Origin of the sequence: Novacetimonas cocois (assembly GCF_003311635.1) — a bacterium.
Taxonomy (GTDB): Bacteria; Pseudomonadota; Alphaproteobacteria; order Acetobacterales; family Acetobacteraceae; genus Novacetimonas; species Novacetimonas cocois.
Map to the genome: position 1 here is coordinate 120,575 of NZ_QEXL01000008.1, position 19,497 is coordinate 140,071.

The 19,497-nt window shown below is 58.6% G+C and carries 19 protein-coding genes; 8 read left to right on the forward strand and 11 right to left on the reverse strand.

The window, feature by feature from the left end:
- Nucleotides 1-44: 44 nt before the first annotated feature.
- Together ddpX and NJLHNGOC_RS07590 are read right to left on the reverse strand one after the other, a co-directional pair.
- Nucleotides 45-623 carry a D-alanyl-D-alanine dipeptidase gene (gene ddpX, locus NJLHNGOC_RS07585; RefSeq protein WP_113595833.1) on the reverse strand — a complete coding sequence of 193 codons (579 nt, stop codon included), beginning with the start codon at nt 621-623 and terminating at the stop codon, nt 45-47.
- A 50-nt stretch (nt 624-673) separates the two neighbouring features.
- The gene (locus NJLHNGOC_RS07590) at nt 674-1,288 is read right to left on the reverse strand and encodes a hypothetical protein (RefSeq protein WP_113595834.1); all 615 of its coding nucleotides are present in this window, start codon (nt 1,286-1,288) and stop codon (nt 674-676) included.
- Nucleotides 1,289-1,477: 189 nt separating this feature from the next.
- Here NJLHNGOC_RS07590 and NJLHNGOC_RS07595 point away from each other — a divergent pair, with 189 nt between their 5' ends.
- Nucleotides 1,478-2,149: an SCO family protein gene (locus NJLHNGOC_RS07595; RefSeq protein WP_113595835.1), complete on the forward strand. Its 672-nt coding sequence runs from the start codon at nt 1,478-1,480 to the stop codon at nt 2,147-2,149.
- 27 nt (nt 2,150-2,176) lie between these two features.
- Here NJLHNGOC_RS07595 and NJLHNGOC_RS07600 read toward each other — a convergent pair whose 3' ends face one another.
- Entirely contained in the window at nt 2,177-4,465 is a 2,289-nt protein-coding gene (locus NJLHNGOC_RS07600; protein ID WP_165837883.1) for a TonB-dependent receptor family protein, read from the reverse strand.
- Between the two features lie 145 nt (nt 4,466-4,610).
- Nucleotides 4,611-5,003, reverse strand: a complete 393-nt coding sequence (locus tag NJLHNGOC_RS07605) for a hypothetical protein (protein ID WP_113595836.1) — start codon at nt 5,001-5,003, stop codon at nt 4,611-4,613.
- Between the two features lie 489 nt (nt 5,004-5,492).
- Here NJLHNGOC_RS07605 and NJLHNGOC_RS15910 point away from each other — a divergent pair, with 489 nt between their 5' ends.
- Both NJLHNGOC_RS15910 and NJLHNGOC_RS07610 read left to right on the forward strand, forming a co-directional pair.
- Nucleotides 5,493-5,633 carry a hypothetical protein gene (locus tag NJLHNGOC_RS15910; protein ID WP_165837877.1) on the forward strand — a complete coding sequence of 47 codons (141 nt, stop codon included), beginning with the start codon at nt 5,493-5,495 and terminating at the stop codon, nt 5,631-5,633.
- Between the two features lie 248 nt (nt 5,634-5,881).
- On the forward strand, nt 5,882-6,187 hold the full coding sequence (locus NJLHNGOC_RS07610) for a hypothetical protein (RefSeq protein WP_113595837.1): 306 nt from the start codon (nt 5,882-5,884) through the stop codon (nt 6,185-6,187).
- Nucleotides 6,188-6,286: 99 nt separating this feature from the next.
- On the opposite strand, the gene NJLHNGOC_RS07615 is transcribed toward NJLHNGOC_RS07610, so the two are convergent.
- The 3 genes from NJLHNGOC_RS07615 to wrbA form a co-directional block, all read right to left on the reverse strand.
- On the reverse strand, nt 6,287-8,710 hold the full coding sequence (locus tag NJLHNGOC_RS07615) for a mechanosensitive ion channel family protein (protein ID WP_239021402.1): 2,424 nt from the start codon (nt 8,708-8,710) through the stop codon (nt 6,287-6,289).
- 420 nt (nt 8,711-9,130) lie between these two features.
- On the reverse strand, nt 9,131-9,760 hold the full coding sequence (locus tag NJLHNGOC_RS07620; RefSeq protein ID WP_206059734.1) for a YceI family protein: 630 nt from the start codon (nt 9,758-9,760) through the stop codon (nt 9,131-9,133).
- A 36-nt stretch (nt 9,761-9,796) separates the two neighbouring features.
- Nucleotides 9,797-10,408, reverse strand: coding sequence for an NAD(P)H:quinone oxidoreductase (wrbA, locus tag NJLHNGOC_RS07625; protein ID WP_113595838.1), 612 nt, complete (start codon nt 10,406-10,408; stop codon nt 9,797-9,799).
- Between the two features lie 431 nt (nt 10,409-10,839).
- On the opposite strand from wrbA, the gene NJLHNGOC_RS07630 reads away from it, so the two are divergent.
- Both NJLHNGOC_RS07630 and NJLHNGOC_RS07635 read left to right on the forward strand, forming a co-directional pair.
- Nucleotides 10,840-11,046 (forward strand): cold-shock protein, encoded by a 207-nt coding sequence (locus NJLHNGOC_RS07630; RefSeq protein ID WP_110530512.1) that lies wholly within the window; start codon nt 10,840-10,842, stop codon nt 11,044-11,046.
- Between the two features lie 100 nt (nt 11,047-11,146).
- Nucleotides 11,147-11,614: a hypothetical protein gene (locus tag NJLHNGOC_RS07635; RefSeq protein WP_113595839.1), complete on the forward strand. Its 468-nt coding sequence runs from the start codon at nt 11,147-11,149 to the stop codon at nt 11,612-11,614.
- 64 nt (nt 11,615-11,678) lie between these two features.
- On the opposite strand, the gene NJLHNGOC_RS07640 is transcribed toward NJLHNGOC_RS07635, so the two are convergent.
- The 4 genes from NJLHNGOC_RS07640 to NJLHNGOC_RS07655 all read right to left on the reverse strand — a co-directional run bounded on the left by NJLHNGOC_RS07640 (nt 11,679) and on the right by NJLHNGOC_RS07655 (nt 16,644).
- Nucleotides 11,679-13,190, reverse strand: a complete 1,512-nt coding sequence (locus tag NJLHNGOC_RS07640; RefSeq protein ID WP_113595840.1) for a sodium:solute symporter family protein — start codon at nt 13,188-13,190, stop codon at nt 11,679-11,681.
- Complete coding sequence (locus NJLHNGOC_RS07645) at nt 13,187-13,363, reverse strand: DUF3311 domain-containing protein (RefSeq protein WP_113595841.1); 177 nt, start codon at nt 13,361-13,363, stop codon at nt 13,187-13,189. The genes NJLHNGOC_RS07640 and NJLHNGOC_RS07645 overlap by 4 nt, the downstream gene beginning before the upstream one ends.
- A gap of 164 nt (nt 13,364-13,527) precedes the next feature.
- On the reverse strand, nt 13,528-14,931 hold the full coding sequence (locus NJLHNGOC_RS07650; protein WP_165837878.1) for an efflux transporter outer membrane subunit: 1,404 nt from the start codon (nt 14,929-14,931) through the stop codon (nt 13,528-13,530).
- Between the two features lie 171 nt (nt 14,932-15,102).
- Nucleotides 15,103-16,644, reverse strand: coding sequence for a carbohydrate porin (locus tag NJLHNGOC_RS07655; protein WP_239021403.1), 1,542 nt, complete (start codon nt 16,642-16,644; stop codon nt 15,103-15,105).
- Between NJLHNGOC_RS07655 and NJLHNGOC_RS15650 the strand changes: the two genes are divergently transcribed.
- The 3 genes from NJLHNGOC_RS15650 (at nt 16,643) to glgX (ending at nt 19,393) form a co-directional block, all read left to right on the forward strand.
- Nucleotides 16,643-16,987 (forward strand): hypothetical protein, encoded by a 345-nt coding sequence (locus tag NJLHNGOC_RS15650; protein ID WP_133258702.1) that lies wholly within the window; start codon nt 16,643-16,645, stop codon nt 16,985-16,987. The two genes, NJLHNGOC_RS07655 and NJLHNGOC_RS15650, sit on opposite strands and share 2 nt — an antisense overlap.
- Nucleotides 16,975-17,133: a hypothetical protein gene (locus NJLHNGOC_RS15915; protein ID WP_165837879.1), complete on the forward strand. Its 159-nt coding sequence runs from the start codon at nt 16,975-16,977 to the stop codon at nt 17,131-17,133. Before NJLHNGOC_RS15650 ends, NJLHNGOC_RS15915 begins: the two co-directional genes overlap by 13 nt.
- 136 nt (nt 17,134-17,269) lie before the next feature.
- On the forward strand, nt 17,270-19,393 hold the full coding sequence (gene glgX / locus NJLHNGOC_RS07660; RefSeq protein WP_113595843.1) for a glycogen debranching protein GlgX: 2,124 nt from the start codon (nt 17,270-17,272) through the stop codon (nt 19,391-19,393).
- The last annotated feature ends 104 nt before the right edge of the window (nt 19,394-19,497 follow it).

Here is a 19,497-nt window from a genome sequence, read left to right on the forward strand (position 1 = left end):
GAATCACCGTGAATGACTGTTTCAAATGGTCATCGGGATTACATTCAGGCGATGCCGCCATCCGATCTGACCAGCAAGGGGCCATCAGGAACATCCGCAGCCGCCATGGCCGGAAAGTTTTCGCGTGCCGGAAGGTTATAGTGCCACCATTCCGGTTCGTAAGGTTCCCAGCCTGTCGCGGTCATGATGCCCAGCAACAGGGCGCGGTTACGTATGGCATCGGGTGAAAGCCCGTTCAGCGCGGCATGGGCGGACAGCGGCGTCATGGCATCGAAATCCGTGCCCATCGGCAGATCGCGTCCCGTCGCGCGGTCGAACAGGGTCAGGTCAATCGCGATACCACGCGGATGCGTGCCGCCAAGCGCGGGATCGGCCACAAAGGAGCTGTCCGATATCGCATCCCACAGGGTGGACTGTGCCTCCAGCGGCCGGAAGGCGTCGAATACCCTGAACCCCAGACCGATGGCCCGCGCGCGGGCGAGGGCACGATGAAATGCGGCATGGGCCTCGATCCTGAGAAGGGCGACCCCACGGTCATATATCGGGCGTCCCACGAAGTTGTTGCGGGAGGCATAGCGGATGTCGAGAATGACCTCCTCATTTTCATCAATGGGCAACAGCATTCGTGGCAGTCCCATGCGGGGGAATAAGAGGGGAGGGGGGCGGAAAAACCCTATTTTATCCCCATTTCATCCTTCATCTTGCGTATTTCGACTTCTTTTTCATACTGCGCCATCCTGTCCTTGAGATGTGCGAACAGGATATTGTCGTCATGGATCACAAGCTTGCGCAGGCGCCAGAACTGCTCGGCGTCCATGATCAGCGTGCGTGATATGCCATCCAGCGCATCGACCTGAATATATTTCCGGTGGTTTTCCAGATCATCATAGGTCTCTTCGGCGAAGATGGGCACGAAGCACAGCTTTACCGTGCAGGAAATCGGCTTGTAGGGGAAAATGTGAAGGCCGTCGAAAACCTTGACGCGGCTGACATCGAACTTCTGATATTCCTTCAGTAGCCAGGCCTTTTCCTGTTCCGTCGCCATCTGGTCGAAATCCGTCAGATGCACGTCAAGGAAGATGCTCTGGTCGCGCACGACGGTCTGGTTCGCGGTGTCGAGCTGACTGGCATAGGCAGCTTCTTCCTGCGAATGTTTTATCAGGACATTATGCTTGGCGAAGTCCTTGTCACTGTGGTCCGACCAGAGGAAATATCCCCCCAGGGACAGCAGGGCGGCAAGACCGATCACGCCCGCAGCGACCAGTAACAGGTTGCGCTTGATATACAACAAAATCCCCTATTGCGCACATTGCGTTACAACAGGGCGCATCGTATCCGTGAACATGTCATGCAGGCAATCTGTATTCCTCATCGCCCCTGACGGGGCGCATTGCCTGCGCGTCATGCCACGATGGTCCAGATGGGGCGACATGTCCATGCATGGCATTGCGGCGGCAGATGGGGTAACGACAGTGACATGAAGCGTTCGTCATCCTCCCCCAAGCCCCCGCGCGCAGGAAAGGGCGGACGGGACGGGACGGACCGGGCGCGCGGGCGGCATGACCGGCGCGCGCTGCTGGTCCTGTCCGGCGCGGTTGCCGTACTGCTATGCGCGGCCGCGGCGTTCCGGGCCCTGATCGTTGAAAGACCGGCCGAGGCGGTCGGGGGGCCGTACGCCCTTGTCGATGATCATGGCCATCCGGTCACGGAACGGTCGTTTCAGGGGCATTATACGCTGCTGTATTTTGGATATACCCATTGCCTTGATGTCTGTCCGCTGACGCTTGCGACCGTCACGGCGGCGTTGGACCGGCTGGGGGAACGTGGGCGGCAGGTCACGCCGGTTTTCATCTCCGTCGATCCGGTGCGCGATACCCCGGCACGGGTCCATGCCTATGTGGCGTCCTTTTCCCCCCGCATTGTCGGCCTGACCGGCGATCCGCAGGATATCCGCAGGGTGGCTGCGGAATTCCATGTCACGGTCCGTCCCCGCCAGATGACCGCCGCCACTGCCGGTAATTATCAGATTGATCACAGTTCGATGCTGTTCCTGATGGATGGGACCAACCATCTGGTATCGATGTTTCCCGTTGATTCCAGCGCGGACGAGATTGCAACCCGGCTGCGCAACCTCCTGCCGGGCGGGTGAGCGGCAGGGTGGGGGATGGCCCGTGCCCTAGAACCGGATCCTGACGCCGCCGAAAAAGGCACGGGGGGAGCCTGCGTAAATCGACCCCGTGCGCGTCGCCAGCGTTGATGCCCCGGCATCGTGGCCATTGGCGCCCAGTACATCGGTAATGTTGGTCGCCCCGGCGATATAGGTCTGGTTGGCAAGGTTCTGTATCTCGAAAAAGCCATGCAGGCGGTGGGCGAAGCCGAAGCGTTCGGGCGGATCGTAATGCAGTTCGAGATTGAGCAGGTCATAGCCCGGCGCCTTGAGGATATTGGCATTGTCCAGCCAGTAATCGCTGCGCCATGTGACCTCGACAAAGCCGCCGACACCCTCCAGCGGGCCATCCGGCTGGTCATAAAGAAAGCGGGCATTCAGAAAATGGGGAATGACGCCGGGGATGCTTCTGCCCGACCGGTCAAGGGCACGTAATATCGTGGTGTTGGACAGTACTTCGGTATAACTGGTGTAAATCTGGTTGTCATAGGTATAGCTCAGCATGATGCGTCCCCCCGGCAGGGCACGGGGCAGCGGCGTCCATGTCGCCCCGATTTCCACGCCGCGATGCTGTGACGCCGGTGCGTTGAAGGTATAGGATCCCACGGTGTTCACGCCTGCCGACTGACTGACCAGTTCGTTATGGTAGAACTCATAAAAACCCGTCGCCTGAAGATTCAGGGTGGGCAACGGGCGCCAGTCCGCCCCCAGGTCGAACCCCAGGCTTGTCTCGCTGCGAAGTCGCGTATTGTTGCCATAGGTGCCCTGTGGCGTGATGAACAGGTTGGAGGTGGTGGGCGTGGCATAGGCCGTGCCCACGCGCGTATGCAGTGTCCACGCCCGCGATGGCGTATAAATAAGCGATGCCTCTGGCGCGAGGTTGAAGAAGTGCCTGTCCGCCGTCACGACCTTCTGGCTGGTGCCAGCCGTGCTGCCGGTAAACAGGGTTTCCGCCGCGTGCAGCCCGGAATATGTCCCCCCAAGACCCACGACAAGATGCCATGCCGGGGCAAAGTGCAGGTCTTCGTGGAACCGCAGGCCCGCGTTCCACTGATGGCTCCAGCTTGACTGGCTCAGCGCGCCCTGATGGGCATGACCGGCGGGCGTGACGTTATAGACCATGGACAGGGCATCCATGTCGTCAAAGCTGATCCCCCCGAAACTGGTCAGATCCATCCCGCCGACATGTGATCTGTTGGTGACGTCGCTGCTGCCCGCGTAGGAATCGTACGGCCCGGTATAGGCATAGGGGGAGGTGGGCTGATCGATATGCCTCTGGTCATAGGTGAACTGGGTCCGCACGGTCGTGCTGGCGTTGACGTCATGTTCCCACCGCAGCCCCGCGACCGTGCGCCGGTCAAACCGGCCGAGACCCGCCGCCTGCGGGCTGACCGCGACACGGGTCCCGTAACTGCCATTTTCCAGCAGGCTGACACTGGCGCATCCGGCGGCGGCATGGCTGGCATCGCTGCACCCGGACTGAAAGGGATTGGCCCTGTACTGTGCCAGTGACAGGCGCACCGGCAGATAGGTGTCGGTGATATTGTTGACGAATTTGACGATCAGGCGGTCCGCAGACGTCAGGTTGACCCGCAGGCGCAGGTTTTCGGTCGATGTCTGGTATCCGCTGTTGGCGATGAAGCCGTTGCCGCGCACGTCGCTGCCGAAGATGGCAAGGTCATATTTCTTTCCCGCCAGGCCCAGCGTCGCGTAATTGTTGATCATGCCAAAGCTGCCGAAATCCGATCCGATTTCGACCCCGTGGATATCGGCCCCCTGGCGCGTCCGGAAATTGATCGCGCCATTGATGGCGTAATTGCCATAAACGGTGGAGGCCGGTCCCTGAAACACGTCGATACCGTCATAGGCATGGGGATCAATCAGGTCGGAGCGGGCCGTGCCATCGGGCTGGGTCATGGGAAATCCGTCCTCCAGCACCTGAATGTTCTTCATGCCATATGCCTGCCGGTCGCCCGATCCGCGCACCGAGACCACGACATCGCGGGGGCCGTTCCCCGCGACGAAACTGACGCCCGGGATGGTCACCACCATGTCGGCGACGCTCTGGCCCACATGCGTGCCGAAAGCATCGCGTGACGCGCTGTAGGTCGTCTGACCGGCGGGATGCACGTTCACGGCCGCGGGGTGGGACGATGTGCCGACAACCATGATCGTCTCGTGCGGTGGCTGCTGGACTGTCCGTCGGGGGGATGCGTCGCGGCGGGAGGAGGGCTTGCGGGGATGATGGAAGCGGGAGGGCGACGATACTGAAGGGGCGTCGCCAGCGCGGGCCGGCATGGTCGTCGCGCCAGCCAGGAGGGCCAGTGCGCAGCCAGCCATGCCCGCGTGGCGGAACACCGCACTGAATGCAGGATACATGTTGGGATGACCTGAAAGATGAATCGGGTACGCCCGCGCAAAGGCGGGGCGGGAAACACGTGATTCAGCTCAGGTGGGGAGGTCCCTGCGGGCAGAGCGCGCAGTAACGGGCGCGCGGCGGTCCGCGCACGGGTGGAAAGATCCACAGGCCCGAGAGCAGGACCCCGGAATCCAGCGCGGAAAAGACAGTTTCCCCTGACAGGGGACTGTCCAGTCCGTGTGCTTCTGTCAGAAGGGTCGCTGTATCGCCCACGGGCAGGTGATGGTCATGATGGCCGTCATCCGGGGGCATGTCCCCCTGACACAGGATCGACAGCAGCGACAGGCGTTCCGTTTCCGGATGCAGCACGTCGTCTGGCGCGGCCATGCCGCCAAAGGCGATGCGACTGATCAACGCCAGCAGGATCAGCGGCCATGCGATGATGACCCGGCCCCCCTGCTGTCGTGCGATTGTCATGGCAATGCCTTCATGAAATCCCGTTGACTGTCAGGAAGGACAGGGCTGCGGGAATGACGGACAATCGTTAGCAGGCGAAAGGTGGAAGGGCAATTCCCGCATGCGGGGAGGGAAGGTGTGGTGCAGTGTTTTCGGCAGCAAATATAAATCACGAATTTAATTTGTGGATTTTAAAAAACATATTCATATCATATTGCATTGCATGTGAATTAAATCTACATATCATTCGTGTTTATGATAAATTACACTGACGAAAATGATATATGGGATCGAATGCCCTCACATACCGGACGATAGTATCGCAATGGTCGATGTCGCATGACGCGGCAATGATCTGATGTGCCCGGTCGTCCGTGTTTTTTGCAGCGCAGCCTCTGTTCACCTCATGGTGCGGGATTTCAATCGATGTCAAAGCTGATATCCAGTCCGTCATTCCGTTCACCGTCAGGGCGGTGGGGCGGGTGGCGTTCCGGCCGCATGGGAAAGGCCATGACTTCCCTGCGATATGAGGACGTAGGGGCAGGCATTGTCGGACTGTCCCTGCTTGCCCTTCTTTCCTATGCCGCGTGGAACGGGACATTCGGACTGTCCGATCTGTCGGATGCGACTGCCAGCATCCTGAAATACTGAATGATGATGGACGGACCATGCGGGGGCAGAGGCCATTCCCGATATCCGCGCTGCGATCGGGCATGAGGCCCTGTCCGCCCTCGGCATGACGAAAGACGATGCGGACCAACCGCGTCATGCGGCGCAGGTCAGGATTGCACCTGGCAACAGTGCGCAACACTTCTCTGTTCTGGTGGGAGGGGTATAAAGGCGATCTCCGTTATAACAACGGATGCAAGAGTTTCCTCCAGTCAAGACGGAAAATATTAATGTCAGTTCGCGATATCCTTCGTGATGCAATCCAGAAAAAAGTCGTTGTCGGCTTTACCTTTGACGGCAAGAACTACATCGGCTCCCCCCATGCGCTGGGGGAAGGCGACGGGGGCGAGCTGGTGCTGATCTCTCGCGGTGAAGACGCGCATGAAAAAGGCGTCCCGCCCACGGGACAGTGGAGCTGCCTGCGTCTGGCGGACATCTCTGACGCCAAACTGCTGCCCGAAGAGCCGTTCCATGTCGGGCATCCGGATGCCCATGCCCTCAAGGCGCTGCATAAAATCGACATCCGCGTCGCCTGATGCCGCGTCTCCCCTGTCCGGTGCCGGACGGGGGAGGTTGCCGCTTACAAAACGGCCTGTCACTGCCTGCCCATGCACGTCGCGGGGCAGGCATTATTTTTATGCCTCCGCGTGTGGTGACGCGGCGTGCGGACCTGGCGAGACGGGGGCGGGGCCGGCATATTTTATGTCCAGACCGGATGCGCCCGGAACATTCCCAAGGAAGCTGATGCTGCTGGGGACGGGGAATTTGACCCCTTCCTTGGTCATCCGCACCGCAAGCCTGCTGTAATACGCGCGATAGACCGTCCATTTCGAACCCGGCACCGTCCGGAACGCGCCAAGGAAATTGGCGCCATTGCCGTCGGCCTGTTCAATCCCGAGGAACGAGAATTCCGACAGGATCAGATGACCATAGCGCGTGGTCTTGCGAAGTTTTTCCAGTTCGTCATGCAGGATCGCCGCGACACGCTGGGGATCCTCGCTCAGGTCGATCATGAAATTGGTGACGACGAGGTTGTAATCGCGCGAGGTATTGGCGATGGATGACACCTCGGAAAACGGGATGATATGAAGGTCCCCGTTGACCGAGCGCAGGCGCAGCGTGCGGATCGACAGATGCTCCACCGTGCCGGAAATGCCGCTGGCGGTGACCCAGTCGCCAACCTGGATGGCATTTTCCGCCAGCATGAAAAAGCCGGTGATGAAATCCTTGACCAGGCTCTGCGCACCAAAGGCGATGGCCGCACCCATGATGCCCGCGCCCGTCAGCAGCGGTGCGACATTGATCCCGATTTGCGACAGGGTGGTCACCGCCACGATAATGACGATGATCGCCAGCAGGACGGTCTTGATGATGGGCAGGACCGTTCGCAGGCGGCTGGCGCGTCCTTCCTGCGATGTGCTTTCAAAATGGCTGATCTGGCGCTGCAGGGCGGCGTTGACGCTTTCCCACACGATGATGGCAATCGTATAGGCCACGAGGACCGTCAGGATCGCCCCGACGATTTTTGTGCCTAGCCGACCATATATGAAGAAATGGATTGCCGGCAGGCCAAGGGACTGCAGGAACAGGACGGCAGTGATAAAATACAGCAGGAAGGCAAGGATCCTGCGGGAGATGGGATAGTAATAATCCACGCGCGCCTGCAGGCCGGGATAACGCGCCTCCAGCGCGGGGGACATGTGGAACAGGCGGTTCTGCAGGTTGTAGGCCAGCACTGAAAAGAGGCGCGACAATATCACGACCAGCGTCGTCAGGATGACGGTCCGTATGATCCATTCGTACCCGCCGCTGATATGCGTGGCCCAGATCAGCCACAGGGCGAAGTTGAAGAACATCGCCGGAACCCACCACAGATAGACCAGACGTCCCATGAACATCCAGAACGGCTGTTTTTTCAGCCGGGCGGATGGCTGCAGGGCGGCCGCCACATGCATGCGTACACGCCATGTGAAGATGGCCACCAGGATATGTTCCACCAGGACCACGGTGCGTATGATCGCTTCCGTCCCGCGGGCAGGCATGTCAAATACCCCGCCCAGCGTAGACAGGCAGACCACGACCGAAGGCGCGGCCACAAGGAAGTTGAGCCAGCGTGTCACCATGAAGGCGGTCTGGTCACTGGCATTGCACAGGCGGATGGCCGGGGAATGGGGAACGAACAGGGTTTCCATCAGCAGGTACACGACGCGCGCGACGACATAGGCATTGGTCAGCGTGATCGTGACGAGGGCTGCCTGATGGGTTGTCGTCAGCATGTAGGCGAAACTGTAACCCAGTGCCAGAAACAGCCCCACCGGCAGAAGCTTTATCAGCAGGTGCAGCAGGGAATAGGGAACCCGGGCCAGCAGGCGCAGTGTCGCATGCTGCGCCTGCGCGTCGCGTTGCTGCGTCTGCTGGGTATCCGCACTGTCGTCTGCCTGTTCCGTGGCGGTTGAAGCAGTTGAGGCGGTCGCGGCGGCGGACGGGACCAGACGGCGCTCGGTCGCGATCGCGCGCGCGGTCACGTTTGCCAGGGGCTTGCGCAACAGAAGTGAGAAGACATGTTCCGCCGCAAGGGCGATCAGCAGGATGGCGGTTGCGCGTCCCACCGCATCCAGCATGATTCCGCGTGACTGCGGGTTCGTGAAGACGGTGTGCGTCCAGTGCACGACAAAGACGAGATCACCGAACAGCGCGACAAAATGCTGCGCCTGTATCAGCAGGCGCCCACGCAGTGACGACATGTCCTGCACAAAGTCGCTGCCCAGACTGTCGGGTTGGACGGAAACCTCGTCCTGTGCATGCCCCTTTGGCGGCGCGGCAGCAGGGGCAGGGGCTTTTGCCGGCGTTGCGGGCAGGGTGGACGCGATGGCAGAAAGTGTTTCCTCGAACGCCTGCCGTTTTTCAGGATCGTTCATGACCGACAGGACCTGCTGTGCCTGTTCAGGGGTCATGGCGGGGGTGGCGGACGCCGTGTCCGCCGCATGCGCCCGGAGCGTAAAGCCGGAAAGTGAAAGAAGCAGCAGGGTAAAGGCAGCCGCGCGCAGGCATGTCGCCATGAAGGCATGGTGCCTGTGTTTTTGGGGAGAGAAACAGAAGGGCGATATCGCGCCCTGAAAAGAAGTGTCCCTCGAATGGCGCATGTCCACATTCCGTCCCGACTGCATGGTCCATGCCTGTCCGTGACGTAGATGCGGGGTTTCATTCAGCATGCCACACAGGCGGCATGGGTTATTACAGACATGGATGGGAAACCACATGTCGGAAAATGCCGATCTGATATGCGATAAATTATTCTATCCGCCAGAATTGTTCTGGTATTCATTAAAGGGTTTACAAGGGGATATTTCGTACGCCAAAGATACCATGAATATGTATTATATAATATATATTGAAGTGGCCGTGTGACAAAACATTATTCTGTTTTGAATTGTATTCATGGGACATTTCCCCTGACGGCGGGGGGGATGCGCCACGCCCTAATCCTGCCGTTCAAACGCGCCCGCGATGCGCAGCGTCACCGTATCGCCAATCATCGGAAGATAGGCCGTGATGCCGTAATCGCTGCGCCGCAGCGTGCCGGTCGCATCAAAGCCTACCGTATATTTCCTGTTCAGCGGGTTGGTCCCGGCACCCACGAAATGCACCTGCAGGGTCAGGGGATGCGTGATCCCATGAAGCGAAAGCAGTCCGTTCAGCGTGGCCGCATCCGCTCCCGTCTGGCGCAGGCTGATGGATACGAATGTCGCATCCGCGAACCGGGCGGTATCGAACCATTCGGGACCGCGCAGTTCATTATCCAGCTTCATGCTGGGCGTCTGGATGGACGCGATGGGAATGATGACGTGTAAATTCGTTGCCGAAAGATGGCGGGGATCAAGCGTCAGGGTGCCCGAAATATTTGAAAACACACCGCTGTAATGACTGAACCCCATGTGGAGCACCGAAAATCCTGCCTCTGTATGCGCGGGATCGACCTGATAGGTGCCGGCCCTGACATCGCGCGGGGCGACTGTGGCCTGGGCGTGGGCGGACATGCCGCCCACGGGGGACAGCACGCCCGCACATAGCAGGATCGCGAGAGGAAGAGAAAAATTTGTCCCTGTCATTTCCTTGCTCCCGATCCGATGTGGGGCCATTGATGTTTAAAGTGATATCTGGCCCGACAGTTTTGTCGCCAGTTCCGCGACGTGCCGGCCCAGAAAACGCGCGCCCTCGCGTTCATTGTCGCTGACCTGACGTGAACCGTCGCCCGCAGCGATGGTTGTCGCGCCATACGGGGCGCCGCCGGTGATTTCATCCAGCCGCATCTGCCCTGCGAAGCTGTAGGGAAGTCCGCTGACCACCATGCCGTGGTGGATAAGGTTGGTCAGGATTGAAAACAGCGTCGTTTCCTGCCCCCCATGCTGCACCGCGGTCGAGGTAAAGGCCGCGCCCAGTTTGCCGATCAATGCACCCTTGGCCCACAGTCCGCCCGTCCGGTCCCAGAAACTGGCCATCTGCGACGGCAGGCGGCCGAAACGGGTCGGCGCGCCAACAATAATGGCGTCATAATCCGGAAGTTCCTCTGGCGTTGCGATGGGGGCGGCCTGATCCAGCTTGAAATGGCTGGTGCGGGCGATTTCCTCGGGAACCGTTTCCGGCACGCGTTTGACATCGACCGTAACACCCGCCTGGCGCGCACCTTCCGCCACGGCATGCGCCATGACTTCTACATGACCATAAGTGGAATAATAAAGTACGAGAACCTTCGTCATCACGACGCTCCTGTCAGGACAATATTCAGAATGCGCAAGGCATCGGTGGGGATGCCATCACGTAATGGAGAACAGGCATGTCGGGTGCCGCGACATGTGGGGCAGGGTGCGATCCCATGCCCGCAGGCAGCGACAGGCTGTCATGCCGGAAAGAAAAGTACAGAATTCCGTAAAAATATAAATGGGGGAAAACCGCCCGTTTCAGGCGATATCCGTTCATTCATCTGTGTGAAGGGTACCATTGTTCGGGGGGCAGAATGATAAAAACCGTGCATTCGAACATGGTTTGATTTATATACGACCCACGGCTGAACTTTTCTGCCACGGTAAAACTATCAGGTGCCTGATTGGCACGCTCACGTTTCTCCGCAAATGAAGGGTTTTAATCCATGCAAGGTCGCATGGCTGCCGGGTTATATAGGAGTCCTGTCATGGCTACAGGCACAGTTAAATGGTTCAACGCCCAGAAGGGTTTCGGCTTTCTTGAAGCGGACGATGGCACGGCAGACGTGTTCGTTCACATCAGCGCCGTGGAGCGCGCAGGCATGCATGGCCTGAACGAAGGCCAGAAAGTATCTTACGATCTGGAAACGGGTCGTAATGGCAAGACGTCGGCTGCAAACCTGCAGGCCGCCTGAGTGCCATTGAAGAAAGGGGTGCTTGCGCCCCTTTTTTTGCAATAAAACTAATAAAAATCAAAAATATTGGAAATTCTGGTTTGAGGTCGCTTTGGTTCAAATGCGCTTCCTCTCAAGAATTGCCTTTGCCGTCGCCAGTGGTATCCTGATCCTGCTGGCCATGGCGTTGATGGCCTATGGTCTTTCCGGACCGGTCATCGCGATGCGGAATTCGTGGCTGGGCATGCGTGATGCCGTCATTCAGGCGGTCAGTTACGTCGTAATCGCCATTGCCGTCTTCGACGTCGCAAAATATTTCCTCGAAGAAGAAGTCGTGCAGATCAAGGGAAAGCAGACCCTGTCCGAAGCGCGGATCAGCCTGACACGCTTCATCACCACCATCATTATTGCTGTATTTATCGAGGGCCTTGTCGGGGTTTTCGAAGTCAGCAACAAAAAGCCCACCGAAATGGTCTATCCGGTTTTCCTGCTGTTGACGGCAACGTTGATGGTGCTGGTGCTTGGCATGTATCAACGCATGAGCATAGGGGCGGAAAAGGAACGGAAAGAAAAAGACCTGCCTGAATAAGCGGTTTCTGGATATTTCTTCCAGATGGCGGGAGAGGGGCTTCTCCCGCCTTTGTGGTGGAATGTTATTCTCCCTGCTGCTCTGCGGGAACCGTCAGGCGGGATGCGGATGGAAACAGGCCCCGCATCATGAGTGAACACCCCAGTGTCACGACAATATTGATCCCCAGCGCCAGAAGCCCGGTCGAGATCGCGACGGAAAACCCGCCTGAGCCGACGCTGTGCAGCGGTTTCAGCCCATCCATCCAGCAGAGCCACAATCCTGAAACCGATCCGATGACCCAGCCAAGAAGCAGGGCCGGGGCGGGCATGCGCAACGGCAGGAGACCCATGACCAGGGCCGGGAATGTCTGCAGGATGATCACCCCGCCCAGCAGCTGCAGGTCGATGGCGAATTTCGCATTCAGGAACAGGACGCATAACAGTGCCCCCACCTTGATGCCGAACCCCGCGATGCGCGCCCCGCTGGCGGAATTCTTGTGGCTGGGCAGGATGTTATGCATGATCAGGTTGGCCGCGCCGATGGCCATGACGGATGCGGGTACCAGCGCCCCGATCGCAATGGCGGCGAAACAGAATCCTGCGAACCATGACGGGAAAATCGCAAGGAAAAGCTGCGGCACGACCTGTGATGAGGACGAGGTCACGATGCCCGCGGCATGGGCCATCAGGCCCAGCATCGCGATCAGGCCCAGCACGATGGTGTAAATCGGCAGGAAAACCGCGTTCTGCCGAATGGTATCCGCTGATTTCGCCGCCAGGATTCCCGTCAGGGTATGGGGATAGAGAAACGCGGCAAAGGCGGAAGACAGCGCCAGCGTGGCATAGGGAATAACCTGCGCGTCACCAAGGGGATGTCCGGACCCTGTGGGTGGCAGGTGGCGGGCTGCAACCGAAAACATCGCACCATATCCACCCAGATGGATCGGCACGATCGTGACCGCCGCCAGGACCGCGATATAGATCATGACATCCTTGATGAACGCCGTAAGGGCCGGGGCATGCAGTCCGCCCAGCCATGTATAGGCCGCCAGCGAGACGAATGCGAAAACCAGTGGCAGCGTGCCGGAAAATCCAAGTGCCTCGATCACGGTGCGGATGCCGATCAGCTGAAGCGCGATATAAGGCAGCACGGCGACAAGTCCGCTCAGGGCAATGGCCAGTTCCAGCGTGCGGCTGTTGAAACGCGCCCGGACGATATCCGCCGCGGTGGAATGGCCGCCATTACGGGCGATCGTCCACAGGCGCGGCATGACCGCGAAAATGAACGGATAGACGATAATGGTATAGGGCAGGGCAAAAAATCCATAGGCGCCCGTGGAATAGACAAGGGCCGGGACCGCGATCACGGTATAGGCGGTATAGAAATCCCCACCCACCAGGAACCATGTGATCCACGCCCCGAACTGACGTCCCCCCAGGCCCCATTCATCATTTTTGTCGGTAGCGGAAGTGACCTGTCCCCGCTGGAAAAGCGGGCGCCAGAAACGAACGGTTGTTCCCAGGAATATGGTGGCGAAAAAGAAGAAAAGGAACACGCCAATGCCGATGGCGTTTGATGCGGGAGCGGAGTTCATGAGCGTTTCCCCGTTTTCCAGGCACACCAGATCAGGACCGAAGTGACCGGCACCCAGGCCAGCTGGTACCAGTAGAAAAAGGGGAATCCGAACAGGCTCGGATCCATCCGGTTATACAGGGGGACCCATAACAGCCCCGCGAAAGGAAGGAGGAGCAGGCAGGCTTGTTTCATTGCTGAGCGTCTTTTTTTGTTTTTGGTAGCCTGCGACAAACATCTGAAACGGGATGCGCCATGTCAAGTATTTATGGTAATTATACAATAATAAAATTCGTATTTCTGTTTTAATTGTGCATCGCACAATATATTTGACAATTCTGTATTCGGGAATCGTACGCCTATGTACGGTTTTCCCACCCACTGCCCAGCGCCACATGAAGGTCCACCGTGCGATAAAGCCAGTCGATATGGGCGCATAATTCGGTATTTTCCGCCCGCAGGGCCGACTGTTCTGTCTCCAGCACGTTAAGGAGATCGGAAATGCCGGCCTCGTACAGCCTGCGGCTGCGCAGGTTTGCCAGCCTGCTTTCCTGCGCGGCCTGATGCAGCAGACGCACATGCGTCTTCTTGCCGTTCCACGCCACGATGGCGTCTTCCACTTCCCGCAACGCGATCAGGATCTGCTGATGGTATTTCAGCCGTTCGGCTTCGGCGATCGCCTGCGCGGAACGGACGCGCGCCTGCTGCTGTCCCCCATGCCCCAGCGGCAGGGAGGTCAGGGCCAGCATGCGCCATGCCTGCGCGCCGGTCTCGAACAGTTGCGAAAAGGTGGAGGCGTTGGGATTGTAAGTCAGCGGCAGGGTAAGGTCAGGATACATGCGCGCGACTTCGGTGCCGATGCCGTCCATGGCCTGCGCATACATGCGTTCGGCCCTGCGTATGTCCGGACGATGGCGCAGCAGCCGTCCCGGAAGCGTCCGTGGCGCAGGCGGAACCCTCGGCAGTGGAGAGGGTGACGTCAGTTCCGCGCGCAGCGATCCCGGAAGCTGCCCCACCAGAATGTCAAGCGCATGCAGGCTCTGTGCAATCGTCTTGTGCAGGACGGCACGCTGTGACTGTTGCGTGCGCAGCAGGGAGGACGTCTGGGCAACATGCAGGGTGTTTCCAACCCCCGCGCGTTGCAGGCGCACGGCACGGTCATGCAGGCGCGCTGTCGTGGCGATATGGCGGCTGATGATGCCCATGCGCTGCTGCGCGCCCCGTAACGTCACGTAATTGCGCGCGACCTCGGCCAGGACGGTCAGCATGATGGCGTGCCGGTTTTCCTGTGCCTGCTCAATCACCCTGTCACTCGCATCGACCTGATGGCGAATGCGCCCGAACAGGTCGATCTGCCAGCTTGCGCCAAAGCCATAGGACAGCAGCGAGGCATGTGGGTCCCGTGGCAGGTCGTCCACATGGGGCATCGCATTCGCCAGGGAGGTGGATTTCATCAGGTCGCCATTCAGGCTGCCGAAATCCACCTGTGGGTACCATTGCGAGGCTTCGATATCACGCATGGCATGGGCGACGAGGACCCGCTGTGCCGTCGCCCGGATGTCGTGGTTGTGGTCGAATGCCACCTCGACCAGCCTGTTCAGGATCGGGTCGTGAAACTGGTGCCACCATTGCACCAGTTCCGCCGGCCGGAAATCCGCGTCATCGTCCTTTTCCTCCCGATAATGATCGGGCAGGGCAACATGTTCCGGCTGGTAATGCGGTCCGACGGAACATGCGCCTGTCAGAAGGGGAAAGGCGAGCATGCAGATCAGGCCCAGACAGGAACGGATATGCCGGACGTTTATTTCGCTGCCTTTCCAACCGATCATGAAACAGTTGTATTAAAAAATGCGTTTCGCGTCCCTTTCAGGGATATTTCAAATATTTATTATTCCATTTCTTATTGTGTTCGCGATGTGACAGAATATTCCTGCCTACAGATTGGCGATGACCTTCAGGCCCACCAGCGCCGCGTTGGGGATGTGCCGCGTTTCGCCCGGATAAATCATGTATTCGAATTCAGGCTGGACCAGCACGCCGGGTGCCGCGTCGATGGCGTAATAGGCCTCGATGATATGGGAACTGGTCTGGGGGGCCCGGACCGCCGTACCCAGTGAATATCCGGCATCCTGGATAAGGATCTGTCCTTCTTCCTTGCGGTGGCTGACATGATACCATGAATACATGATCCCCAGCCGATCCGTGAGGCGCGAGGGAATGACGGCGGCAAAGGACAGGCCACCATATGCCTGATCCGCGATCGAGGTGACATGGGGCGTGTTATGGATATACCCGGCCATCAGGTATCCACCCGCCATCTGGTTGCGCCCACCCCGGCGGTACACCATCTGGTCGCCTTCGAACCAGAACATGTCCATTGGCGCGGAACGCTGACGCCCCGCGCTGGCACGCAGGGCGGCCGGCAGGCTTACGCCGATCTGATCGGGATAACGGGTCGTATCGTGCGCATAGCCCAGCACGTAATGGCCCGGCAGGCGGTTGCGCGTCAGGAAGGGCTGCCACGTGAATTCGACCGGCAGCATGAGGCCCGTCGCCGGTTCGCTGCCCCATGCCCAGCCGCTGGGATTGCTCAGCAGGGGGCTGACTTCGTACGCGCCGAACTGGATGGCGGTATCGCGCGTGGGACGCAGGCGCAGGCGGCTGCCCCACGTGGCCTTGGGATAGACGCTGAAGCCGGGATCAAGCTTCAGCGCGACCGGGGCCGAGCACGTCACCATGAAGGAACACAGTAACGGTGAGGTCGCGAACACATGCGTCAGCGCCATGCGGCCGAACGTGATGTCGAGGTGGTTGTTCAGCAGCTTTTTTTCCGCATAGAAGTCAACCAGATGCGCGACCACATGACCCGACAGCCCATAAACTTCCTGCAGGTTGACGTAATATTCCCCCACGCGGTCATGGCTGACGGCGCGTCCGGCGCGTTCCATGACCAGCGTATGCACGGACCAGCCCGTCAGGTTCGCCATTTTTTCAAGGTCGAAATTGACCTGCGCGGTAAGTTCATGGACATAACTCATGCCCCGCTCCACCCCGCCATTAATGACGCCCATCGCCTCCCCCTTGTAGGTAAAGGCGAAGCTGACGCCGTGATCCAGCAGCATTGACCGAAATCCCTTGAGCTGCGGCACGAGATGGCCTGTGCCGGCGGTTGGAACGTAATAGGGATCTTCCAGATCGGTATCGCGCAGCGCATCGAGGGAGGCAGGCAGCATGCCCGAAAATCCCTCATGCCTGCTCAGGGCGTCGAGTTCGATCTTGTGGAACGAGGTCCGGTCGCCCGGACTGCTGATTGGCGCGACGCTCAGCGGGGCAAGGCCAGCCGTCGGAAGGACCGGGACGCCGCTGGGGGGAATGGGCGTATTGGGCGGACGCTGGATGCTGCGTCGTGTCGGGCCGACTTCCTCGGCGTTCTTGGGCTTTCCCTTGGCGAGCGTCGTTACGGAGGATGTTGTCATGGGCGGGGATGGCACGGCGGTGCCGGGGGGTGTGCCCTGGGCGTGCGCGCAGGGCACGACGGATGCCGTCGTTATGACCAGAAAAAAGCATATGAACGCAGGAATCACGGCATGCGGCACGGATGCCGGGCACAAGGTGGATATTCTGTTTTTCATGACCTTGGCAGTTCTTTTTATTATTGGATCAGGTTTTTTGCCGGGATCAGGATGTCATGTCTGCCGGATGGATCTTATTGATAAGGCATCGGAAGGTCATGAACCTGTAAGGATGCGAACCGGCTCCCTGTCGCGAAAGGACGTGTTTCGGCAAGGTATAGGGAAAGAGATGGGATGTCTGACATAGTATTGTTTTTCTTTTTTGCGAGACATATGGAACGTAGCAAAAAAAATATTCCAGTCAAACAATTTAAATTTCAGGAATATTTTTGCGATGCACAAAAACACCTGCAAATATTTTCTATGGCAGGACAATATAAAGAAAATGAATAGTAAAGGATTTCCCCGGTTGTGTCGGGGGCAGGGCAGCCTGTTCCCCGCCGTGGCGGACGCAGGGATATGGGCGGCAACTGTTCGCGCCATTGGAGGTTAGGGGAATCGTGAAATCCGAAAGACCTGAGGAATGGCAATGGTCCCGCAGTTAAATCCGCGTCTGCGTGAAGGCTCCCCTTATCCACGTGGGGCGACATGGGACGGCAAGGGCGTCAATTTTTCCCTCTTTTCTGCCCATGCGACAAAGGTCGAGGTCTGCCTGTTCGATAGGCAGGGACAGGTCGAAATGGAACGGATCACACTGCCTGAATATACGGACCAGATCTTTCATGGCTGGATCGCCGATGTCCAGCCCGGACAGTTTTACGGGTATCGTGTCTATGGCCCCTATGAGCCTGACGCGGGCCATCGCTTCAATCCCAACAAGCTGCTGCTGGATCCCTATGCCCGTGCGCATGCGGGGGATCTGCAATGGAATGATGCGGTGTTCGGATACACCATCGGGCACAAGGACGGGGACCTCAGCTTCGACACGCGCGACAGCGCGCCGTATGTGCCGAAATGCGTGGTCATAGATCCCAATTTCGACTGGCGGGGACAGTCGGGGCGCAATCCGCTCCCCTGGGATCAGTCCATCATCTATGAAGCGCACGTCAAGGGATATACACAGAAGAACCCCCTTGTTCCCGAAGGATTGCGGGGAACCTATGCCGGGATGGCAAGGCGGGAAGTGCTTGAATATATCCGGCTCCTCGGCGTGACATCCATCGAGCTTCTGCCGGTCCACAGTTTCCTGAGTGACAATCATCTCCTGCAGAAGGGGCTGAAGAATTACTGGGGGTACAACACGATCGGTTTTTTTGCCCCCACTCCCCAATATGCCTCCGACCGTGCGGAAACCCTGCGTGAGTTCAAGGAAATGGTGTCCGCGATACATGATGCCGGGCTCGAGGTCATTCTGGATGTCGTGTACAACCACACGGCGGAAGGTAATGAATGTGGCCCCACATTGTCATTCAGGGGAATAGACAATCAGTCCTATTACCGTCTCGTCCCGGACCGGCCGCGTTATTACATCAATGATACCGGCACGGGGAATACGGTCAACCTGTCCCACCGGCGGGTGATCCAGATGGTGACCGACAGCCTGCGCTACTGGGCTGATGAAATGCACGTTGACGGGTTCCGGTTCGACCTGGGCACCATACTGGCGCGTGAACCCAACGGATTTGACAACCAGTCCGGATTTCTCAAGGCATGTTCGCAGGACCCGACGCTGGAGACGGTCAAGATGATCGCCGAACCGTGGGATTGCGGGCCGGGCGGATATCAGGTGGGGGCCTTTCCGCCGGGCTGGGCTGAATGGAATGACCGGTTCCGCGATAATGTGCGGGGATACTGGAAGGGAAATTTGTTCGCCCACGATATGGCAGCACGTCTGCTGGGCAGTCCCGACCTGTTCGATCATCAGGGGCGCAAGCCATGGTCATGCGTCAATTTCATAACGGCGCATGACGGCTTTACCCTGAATGATTGTGTTTCGTACAATGCAAAACACAACCAGGCCAATGGGGAAGACAACAGGGACGGATCTTCGGACAACGGTTCATACAATTATGGTGTCGAGGGACCGACCGACAATCCGGAAATCGTAAAGATCAGAAACCGTCAGATGCGCAACATGCTGGCGACGCTGCTGCTGTCGCAGGGGACGCCGATGCTGCTGGCGGGGGACGAGTTCGCGCGGACGCAGCGCGGAAACAATAATGCCTATTGTCAGGATAACGATATTTCATGGCTGGACTGGTCCCTTCTGGAACGTAATCAGGAACTGGTCCAGTTCGTCACCCGCCTGACCACGCTGCGTCGGCAGTTTCCGATCCTGCGTCGCGGGCGTTTCCTGACCGAGGCGTATAATAGCGAACTGGACATAAAGGAACTGACGTGGGTCAACCCCACCGGCAATGAAATGGAAAGCGCCGACTGGGATACGGCGCGGTGTTTTGGCCTGATGCTTGATGGGCGGGCGCGTCCGACCGGCCTCATGAAACGTGGGGAGGACGCGACGTTGCTGCTGGTGTTCAATGCATGGCATGACGTTGTGGAGTTCACACTGCCTTCAGTCTCCGATCAGCACTGGTGCCTGCTGCTTGATACGGAGTTCGAGGGGGCGGACCTCAAGAAACAGCTTTTCGCGCCCTGCCAGCGTCTTGCGGTGACGGGACGTTCCTTTCTGCTATTTCATCTGCTGCCGGATTGAAGAACTGAAAATTTCCGGGACGGCAGAGACTGTTTGGAAAGACAGTCCCGGTAACACACTGAAATTATGAAAAGCTTTAGAAGGCGCCACCCGGGAATTATTAT

Coding starts and splice junctions, on each gene's coding strand:
- ddpX (WP_113595833.1), bottom strand. CDS start 623: ATGCTGTTGCCCATTGATGAAAATGAGGAGGTCATTCTCGACATCCGC.
- NJLHNGOC_RS07595 (WP_113595835.1), top strand. CDS start 1,478: ATGAAGCGTTCGTCATCCTCCCCCAAGCCCCCGCGCGCAGGAAAGGGC.
- NJLHNGOC_RS07600 (WP_165837883.1), bottom strand. CDS start 4,465: ATGCCGGCCCGCGCTGGCGACGCCCCTTCAGTATCGTCGCCCTCCCGC.
- NJLHNGOC_RS07605 (WP_113595836.1), bottom strand. CDS start 5,003: ATGACAATCGCACGACAGCAGGGGGGCCGGGTCATCATCGCATGGCCG.
- NJLHNGOC_RS15910 (WP_165837877.1), top strand. CDS start 5,493: ATGACTTCCCTGCGATATGAGGACGTAGGGGCAGGCATTGTCGGACTG.
- NJLHNGOC_RS07610 (WP_113595837.1), top strand. CDS start 5,882: ATGTCAGTTCGCGATATCCTTCGTGATGCAATCCAGAAAAAAGTCGTT.
- NJLHNGOC_RS07615 (WP_239021402.1), bottom strand. CDS start 8,710: ATGGCGACATGCCTGCGCGCGGCTGCCTTTACCCTGCTGCTTCTTTCA.
- NJLHNGOC_RS07620 (WP_206059734.1), bottom strand. CDS start 9,760: ATGACAGGGACAAATTTTTCTCTTCCTCTCGCGATCCTGCTATGTGCG.
- wrbA (WP_113595838.1), bottom strand. CDS start 10,408: ATGACGAAGGTTCTCGTACTTTATTATTCCACTTATGGTCATGTAGAA.
- NJLHNGOC_RS07630 (WP_110530512.1), top strand. CDS start 10,840: ATGGCTACAGGCACAGTTAAATGGTTCAACGCCCAGAAGGGTTTCGGC.
- NJLHNGOC_RS07635 (WP_113595839.1), top strand. CDS start 11,147: ATGCGCTTCCTCTCAAGAATTGCCTTTGCCGTCGCCAGTGGTATCCTG.
- NJLHNGOC_RS07640 (WP_113595840.1), bottom strand. CDS start 13,190: ATGAACTCCGCTCCCGCATCAAACGCCATCGGCATTGGCGTGTTCCTT.
- NJLHNGOC_RS07645 (WP_113595841.1), bottom strand. CDS start 13,363: ATGAAACAAGCCTGCCTGCTCCTCCTTCCTTTCGCGGGGCTGTTATGG.
- NJLHNGOC_RS07650 (WP_165837878.1), bottom strand. CDS start 14,931: ATGCTCGCCTTTCCCCTTCTGACAGGCGCATGTTCCGTCGGACCGCAT.
- NJLHNGOC_RS15650 (WP_133258702.1), top strand. CDS start 16,643: ATGGGCGGGGATGGCACGGCGGTGCCGGGGGGTGTGCCCTGGGCGTGC.
- NJLHNGOC_RS07655 (WP_239021403.1), bottom strand. CDS start 16,644: ATGACAACATCCTCCGTAACGACGCTCGCCAAGGGAAAGCCCAAGAAC.
- NJLHNGOC_RS15915 (WP_165837879.1), top strand. CDS start 16,975: ATGTCTGACATAGTATTGTTTTTCTTTTTTGCGAGACATATGGAACGT.
- glgX (WP_113595843.1), top strand. CDS start 17,270: ATGGTCCCGCAGTTAAATCCGCGTCTGCGTGAAGGCTCCCCTTATCCA.